This window comes from Paraburkholderia sp. GAS199 (assembly GCF_050436585.1).
Lineage (GTDB): Bacteria > Pseudomonadota > Gammaproteobacteria > Burkholderiales > Burkholderiaceae > Paraburkholderia.
In genome coordinates, this window is record NZ_JBNDMM010000001.1 from 441906 (window position 1) to 461939 (window position 20034).

Here is a 20034-nt window from a genome sequence, read left to right on the forward strand (position 1 = left end):
TCCAATGCCATCCACGGGCTTTCCTGATACCTTGAGCCATCGCGCCAAGCATTTGTTGCAGGCCACGGCTCGTATTTCAACAGTCACCCTTGAGTAGCGATCGGTCAATGAAGGGCTTTATTCTCACTCGAAACTGGCATGACACCGCTCAAGGCACGGAGATCGAGTTCTGGATCGCAACTGAGAACGGCACCAGGCGCGTGCGACTCACGGGCCACGCGTCGGTAGCTTTTGCGCCTGCCGAATATCGCCGCCAGATCGAACCGCTGATCGCGAGGTTGCCTGGCGCAAGCATCCGGGAACTCGCTCTCAAAGATTTCCAGCAACGACCTGTCCTTGGCGTGTATTGCACGCAGTACCGTCAACTCACAGCGCTCGAAAGAAGTTTGAGGGAAAGAAATATCCCGTTGTTTGAAGCGGACATTCGACCGCCAGAACGGTATCTCATGGAGCGCTTCATCTCTGCATCTGTCGAGATCGAAGGCGGTACCACTGACGGCATCACGATAACTGACTGCCGATTGAAGCCGGATCTCACTTACCGCCCTGCCTTGTCGATGGTGTCCCTCGATATCGAAACCAGCATCCATGGAGACTTGTATTCCATCGCGCTGGAAGGATGCGGTGAACGTCAGGTCTTTATGCTGGGGAAACCCGTGCCTGGCGAACCAGCCGTAGATTTCAAGCTGGACTACTGCGAAAGTCCGCGGCAAATGCTTGAACTGCTCAACGAGTGGTTCGAGAAGTTCGATCCGGATGTCGTCGTGGGCTGGAGTCTCGTCCAGTTCGATCTGCGTATCCTGCAAACACAGGCTGATAAGTATCAGATTCCACTCTCCCTCGGGCGGGGCGGAAAATCAATCGAGTGGCGCAAACATCCAGCCAAGCAAGGCTTTTATTTCGCCCCCACTGCTGGACGGGTAGTCGTGGACGGCATCGACGCACTCAAGGCGGCTCTGTGGACATTTCCCACATTCAGCCTGCAAAATGTCTCGCAGGCACTTCTTGGTGAAGGCAAGGCGATCGACAATCCAGACGACCGGATGGATGAGATCGAACGACGCTTTCGCGAAGATAAGGCCGCCTTGGCGCGTTATAACCTGAAAGACTGCGAACTGGTCACCCGCATCTTCGCCAAGACCCGACTCGTTGAATTTCTGGTCGAGCGCGCGAATGTCACAGGGCTGCAGGCGGATCACTTCGGCGGCTCGATTGCGGCATTCAACCATCAATATCTTCCGCGGATGCATCGAGACGGCTACGTGGCGCCTAACACCGGCGAAGTTCCAGAAACGTCGTATCCTGGCGGCTTTGTGATGGACTCACGCCCGGGGCTTTACGATTCGGTACTCGTCCTCGACTATAAAAGTCTCTACGCGTCGATCATTCGAACTTTTCTCGTCGATCCGGTTGGCATGATAGAAGCTGACATCGAGGTCGACAATAACGCCGTCGTGCCCGGCATGAATGGCGTTTTCTTTTCCCGGAAGAAAAGCAGCTTGCCCAGTATCGTTAGCGAGATCTGGGAGCGCAGAGACGCGGCGAAGCGCGATAACAACGAGCCGCTTTCACAAGCGCTAAAACTGCTCATGAACTCCTTTAGCGGCGTGCTCGGGTCTCCCGATTGCAAATTCTTCAATCTCAAACTGGTCTCGTCGATCACGCTGCGCGGACACCAGATCATTCAGGAAACCAGAAATCTGGTTGAACAGGAAGGATACGAAGTCATTTACGGCGACACGGACTCAATTTTCGTCTGGTTGCGGCGCAAGCACACACACGCAGACGCGATGGTCATCGCGCGCCAACTCGTCGACCGGATCAACGAATGGTGGGATCGACATCTCGCCGAAAAGCTTCGCCTTGAAAATGCTCTCGAAATCGAGTTTGACGTTTATTACGAGCGTTTTTTCATGCCCACGATACGCGGCACCGATCTAGGCAGTAAAAAGCGATATGCCGGCCTCGTCCGCGCGGAAGATGGAAGTGAATCCATCGTATTTCGCGGCCTGGAAACGGCGCGTAGCGACTGGACGCCGCTTGCGCAAGAGTTCCAGCGCTCGCTTTATATGATGATTTTCAAGGGTCAGCCATACCAGGACTTCATTCGCACCTATGTACGCGATACCCGTGACGGGAAATTCGACGAACTGATGGTCTACCGGAAGCGTTTGCGTCATGGCATAGATGCCTACACGCGCAATGTTCCACCCCAGGTAAAGGCCGCCCGTTTAGCCGATGACCTGAATGCAAAGCGGAACCGGCCGCCGAAATATCAAAACGGTGGCTGGATCGAGTACCTCATTACCAGGAATGGAGCCGAGCCCGTCGAGGCCACGAGTGCACAAATCGACTATGAACACTACATCTCCCGCCAGCTTCAGCCCATTGCGGACTCGATCCTGCCTTTGGTCGGCGATAATTTTAGTGCGCTGATCGACGAACAGGCCAAGCTCTTCTGATTTGAATTCAAGGGCGGAACTCACGCGAGCAAATCTGCCATGACCGGCCTGTGCCGCTCCATCACAGAAGCGGGAATAGATGCTTCCCGTCTGCTCACAACGCAGCCCTCTTCATCCGAGCTCGAACCATCCAGTAAAGGACAACTTGCCCAGAGCGCCGCCATCCAGTCTACAAAGACTCTCACCTTGGGCGAGAGGTGTCGGCTGTGTGAATACACCGCCGAGACCGGCAGAGGCGCCGGCTTCATTTCGGGCATGACTTCGACGAGCTGGCCGGTACGAAGATACGGCAGGACCATGAATCTGGGGCACTGGATCAAACCGAACCCCTCGAGGCCGCATGTCAGGTAGGCATCGGCATCGTTCACGGATATCGATCCTTTCATTCGTACCTCAACTTCCTTGCCGTTCGCGAGAAAAGACCAATCAATTACGCCCGCATCCCGGCCGGAAAAGTAGTTCACCGCCGTGTGTCGCTCGAGGTCTTTCAGCGTGATGGGCAAACCCGCCTTCTTGATGTATTCGGGAGATGCGACTGTCACGCCGCCAAGCAGGCCGATACGCCGCGCAACCATTGACGAATCCTCCAAAGCGCCGACCCGCAGCGCGCAGTCGATTCCCTCCTCGATCAGGTCTACCCGCCGGTCCGATAGCCCAATCCTCAGCTCTATTTCTGGGTATCGCGATCTGAACTCGCGCAATCTGGGTATGACGACCAGTCGGCCGATCGATGGTGGAATGTCAATTCTCAGTCGGCCGTGCGGCTCCCGGTTTGCCTGCTGAAAACTGGCCTCCGCTTCCGCGATTTCAGCGAGGATCCGCTGGCAACGTTCGTAGTAGGCGGCGCCATCCGGCGTCAGCGACAGACGCCGCGTTGTCCGCTGAATGAGGCGCGTCCCAAGGAAAGCCTCCAGATTTCGGATGATCGTGCTTATCGACGCGCGCGGCATGGACAGCGACTCGGCGGCACGGGTGAAACTGTTCGTGTCAACGACCCGGGTGAATACTTGCATTGCTAGTACGCGGTCCACAGCGATCCTCCAACAAATCAGAACGAGCCTGCCCTCCGCGGTGCAAAGGACTAAACTCCGTCAGGTTGCACATCCAAGCAAAGAACAGTGTTTCTGGATTATACTCACTTACCATAAACATTGCTTTCCTTAAACTGACATTGTTGTTGCAACTCCGACGAGTTCCACTCCATGCGCGAACAAACACAGGGCCTTTCGACTCCGGCCAAGGCTGGACCGGGCCTCGAACACATTGGATCTTCGCTGAACGTGAGAGACGTTCGCATCAGTGGATACGCACGTGAAATCACTTTGCGCCTGTATCGCCGAAACACGAGTGATCATCTGCCCGTGCTGCTCTACTTTCACGGCGGAGGCTTTGTGTCAGGATCGCTTGAAGACGCCGACTTCGCAGCGCGTCATCTCGCCACGCACACACCGGCTCTGGTCATTTCCGTGGGCTATTCACTCGCGCCGCAATTCCCCTTTCCGGCCGCACCGGAAGATGCCTGGTGCGCCGCGGAATGGATGCGCCAACACGCAATCGACTACGGTGGCGACGTACGGAGAGTGGCCGTAGCGGGTCACGATGCCGGCGGTTCGCTCGCCAATTGTTTGAGTTTTATCGCTCGCGACAGATCCCGGATGTCGATCCAGGCTCAGGCGCTTTTCGGCCCTATGCTGGATCCAAGCCTGACGAGGGTTGGCGACGAACGGCAACTTGGCTCCGACATAACGGCGCGTGAATGTGCGAACAGCTATCGAGCGTATTTGCCAAAGGTCGCACAGCGGATGCATCCCTATGCGGCACCGCTTGAATCGATCCGGCTTGCAGGGTTACCGCCAACACTGGTCTTGACAGCGCAAAACGACATCCTCCACGTCGAGGCGGAAAAATATGCCGGCATGTTGATCAACGCCGGCGTTCACACCACGGTTGTTCGCCATCCCAGCATTTCACACTCGGAATTGGCGGAACATCCTGGTGCTCTGCTGGAGGCAGTGAGATTTTTCCAATGGCGATTCGATGAGCGCGCTAGAGGCTAGCAGGCAGGATTGTTCCTCGAAGGTACGAGTTCACTGCTGTTTTGACCAGCGCCGGACATGTCAGGCAGGTCGATCGGTGATGAGAGTCAATTGATCGCATATGTTGCGCTTGCCGCGCGTACAAATCACTCCGGATATAGGAGATATTGATGAATGCACGAGAAGTAATCATTGCCAGTCCAGTCAGAACGCCAATCGGCGCATTTGGCGGAGCCTTGAAGGATATTCCTGCCGTTCAGCTTGGCTCTGCTGTCGTGCGGGAAACGCTGCGCCGAGCGGGCGTCGATGCGGGCGAATTGTCGTCGGTCGTACTGGGAAACGTGATTCAGGCCGGCAATAAGATGAACCCTGCACGGCAGGCCGCGATTGGAGGCGGCACACCTGTGTCGGTTCCGGCTTTCACCGTTAATCGGGTCTGTGGCTCAGGTGCGCAGGCTATCGTAACGGCAGCGCAGGAAATCGCGCTCGGGCTCGGAGACGTGGCCGTAGCCGGCGGAATGGAGAACATGGATCGCGCGCCGTATCTTCTGGATAGCGGTCGCTGGGGCAAGCGTATGGGAAATGCTGAGATGCACGACAGCATGCTACGCGACGGCCTCGTGGATGCCTTCTCCGACAAGCATTCCGGCTGGCACACAGAAGACCTTGTAACGACTGCGGGGTTGACGCGCGCCGAGCAGGACGATTGGGCAGCGCGCTCGCAACAGCGGTTTTCACTTGCCCAGCAGCGCGGTAGTTTCGACGCAGAGATTGTCGAGATTGAAATCCCCGGACGCAAGGGTCCAGTGAAGTTTGCGCGCGACGAACAGCCCAGACCGGATACCACTGTCGACACGTTGGCAAAACTGCGCCCGGCATTCCGGCCAGATGGCACGATCACGGCAGGTAATGCGCCAGGATTGAACAGTGGCGCTGCCGCGATGATTGTTGCAGGGCGCGACTATGCGGAAGCACACGACATCGAACCTTGGGCACGACTCGTTTCTTTCGGTATCGCGGGCGTGGAGCCAGGCTTGTTTGGGCTCGGCCCCGTGCCCGCCGTTCCAATCGCGTTGGAACGCGCCGGTTGGAAACTGAGCGACATTGACCGTATCGAGATCAACGAGGCGTTTGCGGCCGTACCTCTCGCCGTATGCAAAAAACTGGGCCTTGCTCACGATATGGTGAACGTTGAGGGCGGCGCGATTGCGCACGGTCACCCGATCGGTGCAACGGGCGCGGTGCTGACGACGCGCCTTATCCATTCAATGCGCCGCGATGGACTCAAACGCGGCATCGTCACTCTGTGCATCGGGGGCGGACAAGGGATCGCGCTTGCGCTCGAGTTTATCTGATGAAACTCGGACTGAGTCGAGGGCGTTGCTCGGCTAGCGCATAAAAGCAGCGTGACGGAGCGGTGCGTCCGCCGAGACCTTTGTCACGCTTCTTGGCAATCAAACAAAGGAAACGACTCGTGACTCAACAGATGAATGCAAAATTTACGTACAAGGTTGTCCCATCGCCTGTTGGTAAGCTGACGCTGGTTGCCAGCGCCTCGGCCTTGGTCGCGATTCTGTGGGAAAAGGAACGGCCCGGTCGCGTGCGCCTCGGCTCGATGGTAGAGGCCAGTGACGATGCCACGCTGCTCGAAGTCGAGCGCCAACTGGGTCAGTATTTCAAGGGAGAGCGGAATAAATTCGACGTCCCTCTTCAGTTTATAGGCACTGAATTTCAGAAGAAGGTCTGGAGCGCTTTGCTTGAGATTCCATACGGAGAAACACGCACATATGGAGAAATAGCTGTAAAGATTGGAAACCCGAAAGCCGTTCGTGCCGTGGGCGCCGCAAACGGGCGCAATCCGATTTCGATCATTGCGCCCTGTCATCGCGTTATCGGATCATCCGGCGAACTGACCGGCTTTGCTGGCGGCCTCGACACCAAGGAAACTCTCCTTGTTCTCGAGGATGCTCAGTGGGGACCAAATTCTGGTCCCCGCTAACGCGGCAGTTCTTTCAATTGAGCCACAAATATTGGACTCTCAGGCTTCGATGGAATCGATCGCACCAAGAAAGTCCATCTTACCGACGTCTACTCCGTTATTACGCAGAATGGCATACGCCATCCCGACATGAAAGTAGACATTGGGAATGGTGATCTGTAGCAGATAGCGTTCGCCGGGGATGACCCTACCCGGAATCCAGGAAACTTTCACTCGCTCATTCGCTGCGCCTGCATATTGCTCGACGGTCACGCTTTCAACGAAGTCGATAGTTTTTTGTATGCGCGCACGCACCTCTTCGATCGAGCGCTCATTGTCTTCGTGCCGCGGTGGCTTTTGACCCGAGAGCCACGCTGCGCCCGCCTTCAGGTAGTCACAGGCGCTTTGAATCTGATAAATGAAAGGGGTCATGTCCGGTGCGAGCCGGCTTGACATCAGCACGCCGACATCGAACTTTTTCTCATCGGCATAGCGCTCGGCTTTGTCGAGATACTTTGTGACTTGATTCAATGCTTGCGCGCATTGCGCAATCGCTTGTGCGTACATCTGGCGCTCCTGGATCAACGTAGATCGAGAGAATTATACGCGCCATCTTGATTGCGAGATCTTACTCGCTACGGGCCGATAGATTCATTCTGCGTGCGCTTGCGGTCCAGTAAATTACGACTACTGAGAGCGAAGGCGTCGAGCAACATGCGCTGCGGAGAAGCACTCCGCGTCGTGAGATTGCTCACAGCGTGTTGTTAGATGAATTTGATTGAAAGCCCCATTTCGTCGCACTCGGCAATGAAACGGGGCGCAATATTGGGCTTTTACAAGCACTCAAACGCTTGACGAGTTTCGTGCCAATTATTCTTTTTTCTCAGGCATCACACACGCTTGCGCTTCTGAATCTCGGAAGACTCCTCGACCGCGGACTGCTCAATGAGGAACTTGCTGCGATCTTTGACGTTTTTAATCCAGGCCGGCGGCCGCGCCCTGCCGCTCCATGTCGCTCCTGTGACGGGATCGCGATACTTTGGCGGTACTTTAGGCCCCGTGGATTTGACCGCCGCAGTACTAGCTTCATTTCTGGAGCCAGCGGGGCGGCCTCGCTTGCGAGGCATGTTCTCTTCAGGAGCATCCTCGATATCCTTAAGCGTCAGACCGTGGTCTGCCATCATCTTCCGGATACTGGCAATAACGGACGCTGCTTTTTTTCGGCGCAGATCGTCGGCTTTTTTCTGTAAATGAACAATTCGCTGTTCGATCTGGGATAACGTAGCCATCATGCCTCTTAGCGAAAAATTGTATGTTTAGCACTTCATCTTCGCGAGATTTTCATAACAATCGCGATAGATTGACGCAAACTATAGCTCAAAACATAAATAAATTGAAGCATTCGGCGCGTGCGAACTGGTGATTACCCGTAGTCGTTGCTCAACATCAAACATGGGAGCGGACGGCTGAACTTCAGCGCTGTAGACAGAAGCGCGAGCACGCCCGATCAGATAACAGCACGTCTCACCCACGCGCCTATTGGGTAAGCCGCTCGCCAATCTACTCTGAAAACATTCGGCGAGATCGACACCATGATTTCAGTCGTTGCCGTATCTCCACGATTACGAACACAATCTGGAGAAGTCGGGCAGCGAAACAATACTTTCGTGCAATTGCGAAGGCTCATGCCATGTGGCGTAATCTATGTGATTGTCTTTCTCATGGCGTGACCGACCCGTCGCCGTACCCGGAGTTACTGAGTCTCTTCACCAGTCTTTCCACCCGCCAGTGTCGTTGCCATCTGCGCATTCGCTTGAAATGCCGCATCGAGTCGAACATTGACGTTGCTGCATCAGTTTGTCATCTGCTCATTTTCACGAGCAAACTTCGTTTCATTGAAAGGAAGAAATCATGCCACAGTCCGTATCCGCCGCTGCTTCGGGCACTTTCGCCATCGGTGGCGATTTGGTCGTCAACCGTTTGGGCTTTGGCGCCATGCGCATCACGGGGCCCGGCATCTGGGGGCCGCCTGCCGATCATGACGCCGCGATTGCAACTTTGAAACGTCTTACCGAACTCGACATCAACTTCATCGACACAGCCGATTCATATGGGCCGTACGACAGCGAGAACCTGATCAAAGAGGCGCTATTTCCATACAAAAATCTATTGGTGGCCACCAAGGGAGGGCTTACGCGGCACGGCCCGGATATCTGGGCACCTTTGGGCCGGCCGGAATATCTGCGTCAATGTGTGCTGACCAGCCTGAGACGATTGGGCGTCGAACAGTTCGATCTATGGCAATTGCACCGCGTCGATCCGAAAGTGCCGCGCGATGAACAATTCGACGCCATCGCATCAATGCAGCGCGAAGGTTTGATCAAGCATGTCGGCCTTAGCGAAGTCCCTGTCGACGACATTCAAGCTGCACAAAAGTATTTCAAGGTCGCGACGGTGCAAAATCAATACAATCTCGTCGACAGAAAAAGCGAAGATGTACTCGATTACTGCGACCAACACAACATCGGCTTCATCCCATGGTTTCCGCTTGCAGCAGGTGAACTTGCCAAACCCGGATCTATTGTCAGCAACATGGCGAAGGAACATAGTGTGACGACCGGCGCCATCGCACTCGCATGGCTGCTTAGGCGCTCCAAGGTAATGCTCCCCATTCCCGGAACCGGAAGTGTCGAGCACCTTATCGAAAACGTAGACGGCGCGAGCGTGAAATTGACTGACGACCAGTTCAACGAACTCGACCGTCAGGGACGCAATCTGGCATCCGCATAAAGCCGATGCGGCGTCTGCGCGCGATTTGTGTCGCGCGCAGACTAAAGGACGGGCTTTAGAAAAATAAATCAGCACCGTCTGCGCAAAGAATTTGCCCGTCGAGCGTTCGATTTAAAATTGGATCACAAAGCACACCTGGACTTCGCATCTCTATCCGAAGCGCAGGCGGAGATTGGCATCTCTTGCATCGAATGGCCGAACCTCCCTTCCGTCGGAATTGCTGCGTCGCACCAAGATGCCTGCGCGGCCACCGCGGCGCTCGCCCCCTCATTAATATATCCTTACACATGTCGCCGGCAACGTCTCATAACTGCCCGCAATCTGGATTATCATATGCCTCTACTGCAACATTTCCCCGAGGAGCCAGATTATGGGATATTCCCAGGCAGACAAGGCCGAGACCCATCAACGGATTATCGACGTTGCGTCACGACGTTTTCGCGAGCTTGGACTCGACGGCATCAGCGTCGCAGACATCATGAAGGAAGCGGGACTCACGGTCGGCGGCTTCTACAAGCATTTTGCGTCGCGTGATGATCTCGTGGTCGAGGCTCTGGCGGCCGCTTGCGAAGAAATGGAAGATTCTGCGTTTCTGGCTCAACCGACCCTGAAGAAAAGCATTCAGACATATCTGTCCGAAGCTCATCGCGACGGCGTCGAAAGTGGCTGCCCGTTGTCCTTGCTGGTTAACGACACAGCTCGAAGCACTGACGACGCACGCGAAGTCTATACGGAACGCCTGGAAAAGAGTCTGGCCGCAATCGAAGGTCAAATGCCCGAAGAAACGGAAGGAAATCTTCGTGCGAAGGCGATGCTGATTTACAGTGCTTACGTTGGAGCCATGGGTTTGTCACGCGCCGTTTCGGATCCGAAGCTTTCGCGTCAAATTCTCACTGCCGTGGCAGCTGAACTGGTCGCACTATTCCCTGCGACGAAATCGCAAACGTCTACTGTATAGCCGAATCACGCAATTTGCGGAGATCACGCGCACCGTCTCCTGCGCAACCGGACAAAATCCGGAAAGCCATTCGACGGAGTGGATAGCGCGCGCCCGTAGCAGGCACAACGCCTCGGCGTGATTCCTACTGCACTTTTCGCGCGCAATTTCACCGCGCAAGGACGGGTTGCCTCCCGGCTGTCGCGCGACGCCAACAGCGCCGTTCGCCGATTTCCTCTACGCCGTCATTCTTTGCCAGCATCCAAAATCATGACTCGCTTCGCTTGCAAGCGTGACCTTTACTTATAAAGTCCCCACCTTTTACCCCGTCTGCCGGCCTTAATCTGTCGCCACACAGTCAATCGGTTCGTCGACTCCGCTCTCCCCAAAGCGACAGAGCGATTCTAATCGCACAGGCCGCGTCCGCCTTGGCCTTACAACCTCACACTCAGCAATTATCAGCCGCTCAAAGACGTAAATTCTGATAAGCATATATAATCCAGAACTACTCTTCTGAATAGCACAATGAATACTGGCCGGTCAGTGCGGTTCGCGATTGCCTGCTGGTCTCGTTTGAGGATCGCATGGATCGGCTTCAGGCAATGCAGACTTTCATCAAGATTGTTGAGATGAACAGCTTTTCCCGGGCAGCAGACGCGTTGGGCATGCCGCGGGCGTCGGTGACGATCATAATCAAGAATCTCGAGGCACATCTCAAGGTGAGTCTGATGCATCGCACGACTCGCCGGTTGAGCCTCACGCCCGAAGGTGCGCAATACTATGAGCGGTCTGTTCGCATCCTCTCCGATCTCAAGGAATGTGAGGAATCTCTAGTAGTAACCGGCAAGGGGCCTCAAGGTCCGCTGCGTGTAAATATGCCTGGCTCGATCGGCCGCTTACTTGTTGCTCCTCGAATCATGGAATTCAAGGAACGATATCCCGATATCGACATGACCATAGATTTTGTCGACAAGCCGATGAGTCGAAGTGCGCACGCTGTGGACTGCGCTATATCCTCGGGGTATTTTCATGACCCAGGCCTGATGCGAACGATCCTGGGCAACGCCGATGTGCTTACAGTTGCCAGCCCTGCCTACATCAGTCGGCACGGCAAGCCCGAAGACCTGCACGAACTGGACGGCCATCAGGCGGTGTACTACCGATCGATTTCCACGGACCGAAGCCTCGCGCACAACTTCATCGTCGATAAAGTACCTAAAGAGGTCGGCTTGAAAACCTCGCTACTGATTAGCGACATTGAAGCGTACGTGACATGTGGTCTTGCGGGAGCCGGCATTATTCAGGCGCCTAAGTTTCTTGTGCAAAATCACGTTGATGAGGGCCTTCTGGTGGAAATTCTTCCGCAGTGGCGGCCGCCGTCAGTCCCCGTGTCAATTCAGTACACGCCCGATCGGCATCTCGTGGGACGAGTCCGTGTGTTTATCGAATGGGCGGCGCAGTTGTTCAGAGAATGCCCCTGGATAAATACGGCGGCAACCGAAGACACCGATTTCTCCAAAGACATGCGCCAACCACATGAGCGCATACCCTACCTATAGCGGCTCGCCAGCAACTCATGCCCGTTTGACGCCTGCGCAAGAGACGCTCTCGCCAAACACTGGCGACACAGCATGGCTAGAAATTGTATTGCAAATACACTTCGCTGAAATTGATGCCAGGGTTGGGATGTTCAATCCCGGCGTTCGATAGATGCTGAAATCTGAATCCTACTGCGTAGCTTTGCCGCTCACCCAAGACCGCTCCGACACCGACCATGTCGGCGAACTGGAAGCTCGACGAAAATGTTCTATCGTTCGTTTCTCTAACATGGGACAGAAGCCGCACACCTACACCCGCTTCGATGTAAGGTCGAATCCATCCACTGCTTTTTATAAAACGAAAAACCGGAGTCAGGCCAAACTCCCAGATATTTGGATGCGCCGCGCCACTCTCACGAATATCCCAATAGGCAGCGTGTGCTTCGCCGACGACTGTGAAATGGAAACCTCCAAGCTCCCACCAGGATAGACCGGGGTCCCACACCATGCCGATGTCTGCTTTACGTACGTCGTGATCAGCGACGCCACCGGCGATCTGAACACCAAAATCCGATGCTAAGGCGCTAACGGGTGCAATCGCGCTAAAAGCGAAAATGACCAGTCGCACGAAGGAACTAGCCAAAACATTCTTGCAGTCTCGCATAAATATCAAAGCAATCGAATGATCTATTTTTATCGACCCAGAACGTCGGTGCGACGCGTCGACAGCGTCGCAAGCAACCCAGATTTGCTCGCCACGACAGCCGTTACCAAGAAGTCTGCCTTCGTTGAAAAAAGGCGCAGTGCAGTTTATGCCAGCTGAAAATTTTCTGCTTTTTCGCGCGCCCTAATTGAACGCGGCAGAGAGGCCATATCGCTTATGCCTTCACGCTGAGGCGAACCTTGCGAATCGCGTACGGCTCAGCCCGGTTGTAATCGTCCCGAGATTCGAATTTGACTGACAATACACGATGTGATTTAAATCAACGGTTTAAGTCGATGAAAGATATTTTTCAACTTCCCACATACAATGCGATGTCAAGGCCCACCGAGGCTTCTGCGTTGAGTAATGATGTGATCTTGACTGTCGAATCGCCGCGGCCTGAATCTATTCGTTGCTTCACGCGCACCAACGCTAAGAAACAACGCAGTCGCTTAGAGGATTGACATGAAGCTAGCAGCGGCCCGCCAAATCAAGGCATTGATGGTATTGCTGTTAGCGATCGGTTTGAGCGCGTGTGCGTCTGAGGCGAACCGCAAACCGGGTGATCCACTTGAGCCCATGAATCGAGCGATCTTCTCGTTCAACGACGGCCTCGACAAATATGTCGCACGTCCCGTCGCTGTCGGGTACACAAAAGTTACGCCGCAACCCATCCGCACTGCAATAAGCAATTTCTTTTCGAACATTGGCGATCTGGGCAACTTTGCGAACGACCTGCTGCAACTGAAATTCACCGACGCCACCGAAGATCTTGTACGTGTCGCGCTCAATTCGACTTTCGGACTGGGTGGCTTATTGGACTGGGCTTCGCCGGCGGGACTGCCCAAGCATCATCAGGACTTCGGCCTGACGCTGGGTCACTACGGGGTTTCGGCTGGCCCTTACCTGGTTCTCCCGCTGTTCGGACCTAGTTCGGTCCGGGACTCGAGCCAATGGATATTTTCCTATTTCACCGCGCCGACAACTTACCTGCCTGCGGACGTGACAGTCCCTCTCTTTGGCGCAAATTTTATCAGTTCGCGCGCAGACCTTTTGGGTGCCACCAATCTGCTTTCCGAAGCAGCGCTCGACAAATATGCGTTCGTTCGAGATGCCTACACGCAGCGTCGTAAATCTCTGCTTAACGAGAATTCGACCGTACCGAACTATGACGATGGAGATGAGCCCGCTGGCCCTGCGCCAACCGGCGCATCGTCAGTGCAGCCAGCTGCTTTGCCCCCGGCACAGCCGTAGCTCTCTATAACCAGAACCTTTGTCGCAACTAGAGGCACGCCGCTCACCGTCACGCAACACCGTTTGCGAACGGAAAAGGCTGCGGCCTTTCGTATCTACCGCGTCAGCGCTCACTTGTGCTGTGGCATCAAATTCAAAGCAAACCAATTTCTGGCAAAATTCAGCCACGAAGGATTTTCCAGAACGACATCGACGGCTGCGGCCGCGTTGTCGATGCCACGCGACGATCTCCTCGCGGGTTGCACGATCTAACGAAGGAATGACAAACGTGGATTCTAGAACAGTGTTTTTATTGATTGCCTTTGTTGTTGTGTTGGCACTCGTTCGTGGTCTTCGGTTTTTTGCTGCAAAATTCTTTCCGGGTCGGCCCCTGGCAATCAGCCTTGCGTCCTCCGCAGTTCTCGCTATCTGCGTATTTGCGGTAGTGCATACCTTCGACGTCCCGATGTTTTTCGACTGTCTGGAGCATGACTCCGCTTCTTCCTGCATGACCCTTGCTGCGCACAGCAGCGCATTGAATCGCTAAGTGAAAGGGGCACGAAAAACTCGCTCATCGTGCTCTTGACACGTTGGTAATCCGAACGCAGATGTATGCCCAGCAGTGAGTCCGGCGCGTTGCTCACATTAAATCGCGCGAAACGATTGCATAAGAGGCTGAACCAAGCCCGGATAGCAGCATGAAGCGAAATTATCAGGTTCGCTCATCATCACATTTGGAGTGAACCGCTCCAGGAATATCGATGAAATCCACGCCAGATTCCCTCCGCTCGGCTCGCTCGTTTTTCATCGTAACCGCAGCCTTCATGGTCACCATGATCGGCGCGACGCTTCCTACTTCCATCTACAGGTTCTATCGGCAGCAGTACGATTTCAGTTCGACGATCATTACGGTGATCTTCGCATGCTATGCGGCAGGCGCATTGGGGGCGCTTCTGATAGCAGGCAACTGGTCTGATCAGCTGGGCCGCCGTCGCATGTTATTAGCGGGACTCACAGCGGCCGCGGCCTCCGCTATAACCTTCCTGCTTGCAGATGGATTGGGAGCGCTAATGCTGGGTCGGGTGCTTTCAGGTGTATCCGCCGGCATTTTTACGGGCACGGCGACAGTTGCAATCGTCGAGCACGCACCGGCCAGATGGCTGCCACACGCCACGCTCGCAGCGACGGCATCCAATATTCTCGGATTGGGGCTCGGCCCGCTCATCAGCGGCGTATTGACCGATCTCTTCGCTTCGCCGACACGAGTTTCCTATGCCGTCCACCTCGCGCTCGTGGCGCTCGTGACACTTTGTGTGCTCAGCATCCCTGAGCCGGCACCACTCCCAGAACGGAAAAAGCTTCGAACGCAGCGCATCTCATTACCGGTCGAAGTTCGCGCAATCTTTTTTCCAGCCGCATTGGCGGGTTTTGCCGGCTTTGTGGTGGTGGGATTTTTCACTGCAGTGTCGCCACAACTGGTTCGATCGCAACTGGGTTTCAGCTCCGGGACGAGTATCGGCGCGATCATCTTTCTGTTTTTCGCATTCTCTGCGCTGGGACAGGCGGCACCCTCCTTCGCGTCGTTTCGCCTGCGATTGACTGCTGGCTGTGCCGGACTTATTGTTGGCCTGGTCGGCGTGATGGCATGCGTATTCTGGTCTTCGCCAATCGCGCTGTTTGTAGGCGTGATTCTGGCGGGCGCAGGACAAGGGGTCAGTTTTCGCGCGAGTCTGAGCGAGATCGCTGCGAAGAGTCCGTTAGATCGCCGCGCCGAAGTCACGTCCAGCTTCTTCATCGTCCTCTTCGTTGCACTGTCACTTCCGGTGATCGGCTTGGGGTTTGTCACCCAGGCGGTAGGAATCGAGCGGGCGACGATCATATTTGCATGGCTCACGATTGCTATCGTCCTTGCTGCGATCGGCATGCTGCTGCGCGTCGCGCCAACTGCCAAAAATACCTAAGTGAAGTCGGTTGGCGCTAGTGCCGCATAAAGCTCGTAGGCCATACGCTTCATCGCCAGTCGGCCCCGTCGATTTGAGTAAGCATCGCCCTCGATTACCTGAGCGCCGCTCGCGCATCAACAAAATCCCTCCCTGCTCGCGGTAGCGATAGCGCGACTTGATCTGCGCTGTAGCGCCCACTGGCGCCGCGCTGTTGTATCGCGCCGAAAGCGCCGGTCATGGCCGTTTAGCGATTGCCAGCATTCTCCACAGTATTCATTTCAAACTTCTCCTCAACGTCTCTGCGCCGTTTACAAACCGCCGGCACCCCAGCCCCAGCGGCTCCACCACCCTTACCAGTGGCCGGTGTCGGCTGCTGTTCCAGATGCATGAACAAACCAGTGCAGAAATCCGCTTGACAAATTAGGAAAGAAAACTTAACTTAACACTTAGAGCAGATTACTTCACTAAACGACCAGCTGCCCAAGGCGTCCTGGCAAGACATAGGCACCGACTGCAATCCGAGAACGCCGGAGAATGGCGCATCAACGACGGCCGCTTCGAAAGTTTTCTGTAATTTCTGACGCAATTGAGCCATCGAGGGGCGTTGCGGTGTAACCAACAAATGACCGATCGTTGTGTCAGATATATGTCGTTAGTTAGTCATCCTTTGTAGATTTACCGATTTGAAGTTTGAGTTTTTTAACTACCCATTCATAAGGATCTTCAAAAAATGTTCACGTTCACTCATCGCAACCCTGAAATGCTCCTGGACAGGAACCACACGGCTTTGGTGCTTGCTGACATTCAAAACGAATTCTTGACCGATACCGGCAGCTACTATCCGATGATTGAGCACAGCCTGAAAGCGAACAAGGTGCCTGATCACATCGAGCAACTTCTTCGCGCTGCCAAAGAGTACGGCTTCCCTGTCATTCATTCGCCTCACTACTACTTTCCGACCGATGGGCAATGGGTCGCGCCGGGCGGAGCCATTTCCGATTACCTTGCAACGCAAATCAGTTTTGTCGGCCGAAAAGATCCTGTCGATCTCGAAGGTTTTGCTGGCTCTGGAGCGGACTATCCCGAACGCTACAAAAAATATCTGCAGGATGGAAAAACGGTTAATACCTCGCCGCACAAAGGGGCGTCGGCTCGTACCAATGATTTGATCAAGCAACTGCGTATGCGCCGTATCGAGAAAGTCATCATGGCCGGCCCCGTTGGAAACATCTGCCTTGAGGGGCACATGCGCGACATCATCGAAGAAGGAATGGAAGTCGCAATGGTGCGAGATGCGATCGCCGGCGGCCGGAATGAAGAAGGCGACGCCTACCTGGCCGCGATGATCAACTATCGATATCTCGCCAATGCGGTATGGACGACGGAAGACGCCGTGAGACGAATGAAGGCGATCACCACGGAAGAACTGGTTTAACTCAATCGAAACACACCTTTTTAGTTATTTGGAGTAGACATCATGTTGCTGAATGGAAAACGCGCACTCGTTACGGGCGCAAGCCGTGGAATCGGCGCTGCTATTGCATTGAAGCTCGCTCGCGAAGGTGCCGATGTAGTGATCACCTATGAGAAGAGCGCGGAGAAAGCCAACGAAGTGGTTCGTGAAGTGGCGGCGTTGGGGCGGAAAGCCAAGGCCATTCAGGCGGACAGTGCGAAGTTGGATGACGTCAAGCGCTCAGTGTCCGACGCAACCGCATTTCTCGGCGGACTCGATATCCTCGTGAACAATGCCGGCATCATCCGGGTTGCGTCTTTGGAAACAATGTCACAGGAAGATATCGACGCGCAACTTGGTGTCAATGTTCGAGGTGTTCTGGCTGCCAGCCAGGCAGCGATCCCGCATCTCGGCAAGGGTGGCCGAATCATTACGATCGGCAGCTTCTTTGCGAATAACGTCTACTGGCCAGGTCTGTCGGTGTATTCGATGACGAAATCGGCACTCATTTCGCTCACCAAGGGGCTTGCGCGCGAACTGGGAGAGCGCGAAATCACCGCCAATCTGGTTCAACCGGGTGCCATCGACACGGACATGAACCCTGCCGCCGGCGACTTCGCGGCCATCACCAAGCCATTGATTCCTGGCGGCCAGTATGGAACCGGCGATGACATCGCGAACGCAGTTGCATTCCTGGCAAGCAGTGAAGCCCGATATATCAATGGCACAGAACTCACAGTCGATGGTGGGTTGACAGCGTAGACACGCTTCTTTCCCGCAAGCAATTCGCGAATACGACGCGAATCCAGAAGGGGCGAGCCGGAACTCGCCTCGCCCACCGCGGGGCCCGTCATTTCCCGGGCTCCGAAAGCACCCTGGATCAGCAGTTTCCTTGAAGTGTGTGTGTCTATAGGCCGCGCAGAATTCAACAACAACACGGAATCAATCATGTCAACACCGATGACTTATCGCCGCCACGCAGCCTCGTCCACATCATCATGGCTGGGTGTATGGGCCATTGCGTTGGGCGCTTTTGCACTGGTGGTAACCGAATTTTTGCCCGTGGGACTGCTGCCCGGCATTGTTAAAGGTTTCGGCATTTCTGAAGGCGCAGCGGGCCTGACGGTTACTGCAACAGCCGTTCTTGGCTTTATCGCGGCCCCGCTGACTGCCTTACTCGTGGGGAAAATTGATCGACGGCTGGTCCTTCTCGCACTGACTGCGCTGGTGATTCTCTCGGGAATAACATCCGCAGTAGCACCTGATTTTGCTGTTCTGGTGATTGCAAGACTAATTCTTGGCATCGGCGTAGGGGGATTCTGGTCGATATCCATCACGGCTGCCGCTCGACTCGTTCCCGAGCATCAGGTAGCGAAAGCATCGTCGCTAGTTTTCTCGGGTATATCCGTCGCCTCTGTCGTTAGCGTACCGATGGGTTCGTACATCTCAGCGCATTACGACTGGCGAGTGGCGTTCATCGTGGCTAGCGTCCTCGCAACGATTGTATTTGCTCTGCAAGTATTCACGTTGCCGAAGATCGCGATGGACCGAGGCACGACCGCCGCTGATTTTCTTAGCCTGCTCAAGTCGAAAAAAGTGGTCGCCATATACGTCACGATCATTTTCATCGTGTCGGGACAATTCGCCGGCTATACCTTTGTTGCGCCTTACCTGCAGCAGCTCGCGAGGTTTCAGCCGAACACCATCACAGTACTTCTCCTCGCGTACGGCGTTCTCGCCGTGTTTGGCAACTTCCTTGGCGGAGCACTTGCCGGCCGCAATCTCCACAAGACGGTTTACGGCAATGTCATCCTGTTTCTCGGTTCGCTGATCGCTTTAGCTGCGATCCCACATCAGCCGGTTGTTGCCATCGTCAGTCTTCTCGCGTGGGCCCTGTCCTGGGGGATGGCGCCTGTTGGCACGCAGCTGTGGTTATTCGAGGAGACGAAGCACGCGCCTGAAGCTGCACAGAGTATGAACACGTCGATATTCCAGCTATCGATCAGCCTCGGATCGCTAGTTGGCGGACTGGTCGTTGATCACATCAACCTGCACGCCTCCATGTGGGCCGGCTCCGCGATTTTCGCACTTGCGATTGCCACGGTGCTCTTCGTTGGCCGCCTGGACGCCGCGAAGGGTGTGGCCCAAAAATCATCCCGCTGAAAGAACACGTGGGGCCGCTTATGTCCGCGCAAACGCATTTAGTATAGTAACGTTTCCTAAATTGAGATAGAATGTAACGATGTTGGGCTGACCGATTTGCCCGAAAGGAGTACCACGGTGAGAAAGTCCAAAGCCGAAAAGCTTGAGACGCGCAAACATATTGTTGAAGTAGCAGCGCAAATGTTCAAGAAACATGGAATTGGTGCGACCGGTGTCGGCGAAATCATGGCCGCGGCCGGTCTCACACACAGCGCTTTCTACAGACATTTTGAGTCGAAAGACGAACTCATTGCCGAGGCGAGTTCTACCAGTTTGGATGTCTTCGTCGAGGCAGCCAAAGCGGCAGCAGCGTCTGGACCCGATACGTTCGTCAAATATCTGCAAGACTATCTGTCGACCGAGTACCGTGACAAGGAAATGGGCGGGTGCCCGGTTGTCCAGACAGGCGGGGAATTGGCGCTTGCAGACGCACCGATACGCCAGGGCGTATCCGATGGTTTAGCTAAATTGCTCGACCTGGCGCTAACGTTCACCGACGGCAGCGCCGAAGCAGAGGCGGACACAATTTTCACCATGTCAGCGCTGCTCGGCGCTATTACGCTTTCGCGCCTGATAAATGACGCCCCGTTGTCTGAACATATCCTCGACGTAACCAGGCAACGTTTGGCACGCCAACCAGACACGACGCAAAAGAAGCCTAAGCGTACGGCACCACGTCCGGTCAAAGAATCGGCGTAGGAACAATACAAAGGCTTGCTTTCAAGCGGACATGAGCTTTGCAGTTGCGCCGTCAAGGCG

General features: G+C 55.0%; 17 protein-coding genes and 1 pseudogene. 14 read left to right on the forward strand and 4 right to left on the reverse strand.

Annotation, left to right across the window (positions count from 1 at the left end):
• Positions 1-107 precede the first annotated feature (107 nt).
• On the forward strand, positions 108-2462 hold the full coding sequence (locus P3T18_RS01860; protein WP_429298206.1) for a DNA polymerase II: 2355 nt from the start codon (positions 108-110) through the stop codon (positions 2460-2462).
• Positions 2463-2482: 20 nt separating this feature from the next.
• Here the strand turns inward: P3T18_RS01860 and P3T18_RS01865 are convergent, their stop codons facing one another.
• Entirely contained in the window at positions 2483-3493 is a 1011-nt protein-coding gene (locus P3T18_RS01865) for a LysR family transcriptional regulator (protein ID WP_429298207.1), read from the reverse strand.
• A 171-nt stretch (positions 3494-3664) separates the two neighbouring features.
• Between P3T18_RS01865 and P3T18_RS01870 the strand changes: the two genes are divergently transcribed.
• The 3 genes from P3T18_RS01870 (at position 3665) to P3T18_RS01880 (ending at position 6497) form a co-directional block, all read left to right on the forward strand.
• Positions 3665-4519, forward strand: coding sequence for an alpha/beta hydrolase (locus P3T18_RS01870; protein WP_429298208.1), 855 nt, complete (start codon positions 3665-3667; stop codon positions 4517-4519).
• A gap of 149 nt (positions 4520-4668) precedes the next feature.
• Positions 4669-5853, forward strand: coding sequence for a thiolase family protein (locus P3T18_RS01875; RefSeq protein ID WP_429298209.1), 1185 nt, complete (start codon positions 4669-4671; stop codon positions 5851-5853).
• A 119-nt stretch (positions 5854-5972) separates the two neighbouring features.
• Positions 5973-6497 carry a methylated-DNA--[protein]-cysteine S-methyltransferase gene (locus P3T18_RS01880; protein ID WP_429298210.1) on the forward strand — a complete coding sequence of 175 codons (525 nt, stop codon included), beginning with the start codon at positions 5973-5975 and terminating at the stop codon, positions 6495-6497.
• 39 nt (positions 6498-6536) lie between these two features.
• Here P3T18_RS01880 and P3T18_RS01885 read toward each other — a convergent pair whose 3' ends face one another.
• Together P3T18_RS01885 and P3T18_RS01890 are read right to left on the reverse strand one after the other, a co-directional pair.
• Positions 6537-7043: a DUF1993 domain-containing protein gene (locus tag P3T18_RS01885; protein ID WP_429298211.1), complete on the reverse strand. Its 507-nt coding sequence runs from the start codon at positions 7041-7043 to the stop codon at positions 6537-6539.
• A gap of 323 nt (positions 7044-7366) precedes the next feature.
• Complete coding sequence (locus tag P3T18_RS01890; RefSeq protein ID WP_429298212.1) at positions 7367-7768, reverse strand: H-NS family nucleoid-associated regulatory protein; 402 nt, start codon at positions 7766-7768, stop codon at positions 7367-7369.
• Positions 7769-8387: 619 nt separating this feature from the next.
• Between P3T18_RS01890 and P3T18_RS01895 the strand changes: the two genes are divergently transcribed.
• The 3 genes from P3T18_RS01895 to P3T18_RS01905 all read left to right on the forward strand — a co-directional run bounded on the left by P3T18_RS01895 (position 8388) and on the right by P3T18_RS01905 (position 11762).
• The gene (locus tag P3T18_RS01895) at positions 8388-9266 is read left to right on the forward strand and encodes an aldo/keto reductase (protein WP_429298213.1); all 879 of its coding nucleotides are present in this window, start codon (positions 8388-8390) and stop codon (positions 9264-9266) included.
• Between the two features lie 370 nt (positions 9267-9636).
• A complete protein-coding gene (locus P3T18_RS01900; RefSeq protein ID WP_429298214.1) occupies positions 9637-10224 on the forward strand; it encodes a TetR/AcrR family transcriptional regulator in 588 nt (195 codons plus the stop codon).
• A gap of 563 nt (positions 10225-10787) precedes the next feature.
• Entirely contained in the window at positions 10788-11762 is a 975-nt protein-coding gene (locus P3T18_RS01905; protein WP_429298215.1) for a LysR family transcriptional regulator, read from the forward strand.
• A gap of 76 nt (positions 11763-11838) precedes the next feature.
• On the opposite strand, the gene P3T18_RS01910 is transcribed toward P3T18_RS01905, so the two are convergent.
• The gene (locus P3T18_RS01910) at positions 11839-12405 is read right to left on the reverse strand and encodes an acyloxyacyl hydrolase (RefSeq protein WP_429298216.1); all 567 of its coding nucleotides are present in this window, start codon (positions 12403-12405) and stop codon (positions 11839-11841) included.
• A 504-nt stretch (positions 12406-12909) separates the two neighbouring features.
• Here P3T18_RS01910 and P3T18_RS01915 point away from each other — a divergent pair.
• The 7 genes and pseudogenes from P3T18_RS01915 to P3T18_RS01945 all read left to right on the forward strand — a co-directional run.
• Positions 12910-13683: pseudogene (locus P3T18_RS01915) on the forward strand (MlaA family lipoprotein); the annotation flags it as partial.
• Between the two features lie 283 nt (positions 13684-13966).
• On the forward strand, positions 13967-14224 hold the full coding sequence (locus tag P3T18_RS01920) for a hypothetical protein (protein WP_429298217.1): 258 nt from the start codon (positions 13967-13969) through the stop codon (positions 14222-14224).
• A 214-nt stretch (positions 14225-14438) separates the two neighbouring features.
• Positions 14439-15638 (forward strand): MFS transporter, encoded by a 1200-nt coding sequence (locus P3T18_RS01925; RefSeq protein ID WP_429298218.1) that lies wholly within the window; start codon positions 14439-14441, stop codon positions 15636-15638.
• Positions 15639-16350: 712 nt separating this feature from the next.
• Entirely contained in the window at positions 16351-17055 is a 705-nt protein-coding gene (locus P3T18_RS01930; RefSeq protein ID WP_429298219.1) for an isochorismatase family protein, read from the forward strand.
• A gap of 39 nt (positions 17056-17094) precedes the next feature.
• Complete coding sequence (locus tag P3T18_RS01935) at positions 17095-17835, forward strand: 3-oxoacyl-ACP reductase family protein (protein ID WP_429299021.1); 741 nt, start codon at positions 17095-17097, stop codon at positions 17833-17835.
• A 186-nt stretch (positions 17836-18021) separates the two neighbouring features.
• Positions 18022-19236, forward strand: coding sequence for an MFS transporter (locus P3T18_RS01940; protein ID WP_429298220.1), 1215 nt, complete (start codon positions 18022-18024; stop codon positions 19234-19236).
• Positions 19237-19353: 117 nt separating this feature from the next.
• Positions 19354-19974 (forward strand): TetR/AcrR family transcriptional regulator, encoded by a 621-nt coding sequence (locus P3T18_RS01945; RefSeq protein ID WP_429298221.1) that lies wholly within the window; start codon positions 19354-19356, stop codon positions 19972-19974.
• Positions 19975-20034 lie beyond the last annotated feature (60 nt).

Bases quoted from the DNA above. Each gene is read 5' to 3' on its own strand.
- P3T18_RS01930 (WP_429298219.1), top strand. From the start codon at position 16,351: ATGTTCACGTTCACTCATCGCAACCCTGAAATGCTCCTGGACAGGAAC.
- P3T18_RS01925 (WP_429298218.1), top strand. From the start codon at position 14,439: ATGAAATCCACGCCAGATTCCCTCCGCTCGGCTCGCTCGTTTTTCATC.
- P3T18_RS01885 (WP_429298211.1), bottom strand. From the start codon at position 7,043: ATGTACGCACAAGCGATTGCGCAATGCGCGCAAGCATTGAATCAAGTC.
- P3T18_RS01860 (WP_429298206.1), top strand. From the start codon at position 108: ATGAAGGGCTTTATTCTCACTCGAAACTGGCATGACACCGCTCAAGGC.
- P3T18_RS01900 (WP_429298214.1), top strand. From the start codon at position 9,637: ATGGGATATTCCCAGGCAGACAAGGCCGAGACCCATCAACGGATTATC.
- P3T18_RS01895 (WP_429298213.1), top strand. From the start codon at position 8,388: ATGCCACAGTCCGTATCCGCCGCTGCTTCGGGCACTTTCGCCATCGGT.
- P3T18_RS01905 (WP_429298215.1), top strand. From the start codon at position 10,788: ATGGATCGGCTTCAGGCAATGCAGACTTTCATCAAGATTGTTGAGATG.
- P3T18_RS01875 (WP_429298209.1), top strand. From the start codon at position 4,669: ATGAATGCACGAGAAGTAATCATTGCCAGTCCAGTCAGAACGCCAATC.
- P3T18_RS01940 (WP_429298220.1), top strand. From the start codon at position 18,022: ATGTCAACACCGATGACTTATCGCCGCCACGCAGCCTCGTCCACATCA.
- P3T18_RS01870 (WP_429298208.1), top strand. From the start codon at position 3,665: ATGCGCGAACAAACACAGGGCCTTTCGACTCCGGCCAAGGCTGGACCG.
- P3T18_RS01890 (WP_429298212.1), bottom strand. From the start codon at position 7,768: ATGATGGCTACGTTATCCCAGATCGAACAGCGAATTGTTCATTTACAG.
- P3T18_RS01910 (WP_429298216.1), bottom strand. From the start codon at position 12,405: ATGCGAGACTGCAAGAATGTTTTGGCTAGTTCCTTCGTGCGACTGGTC.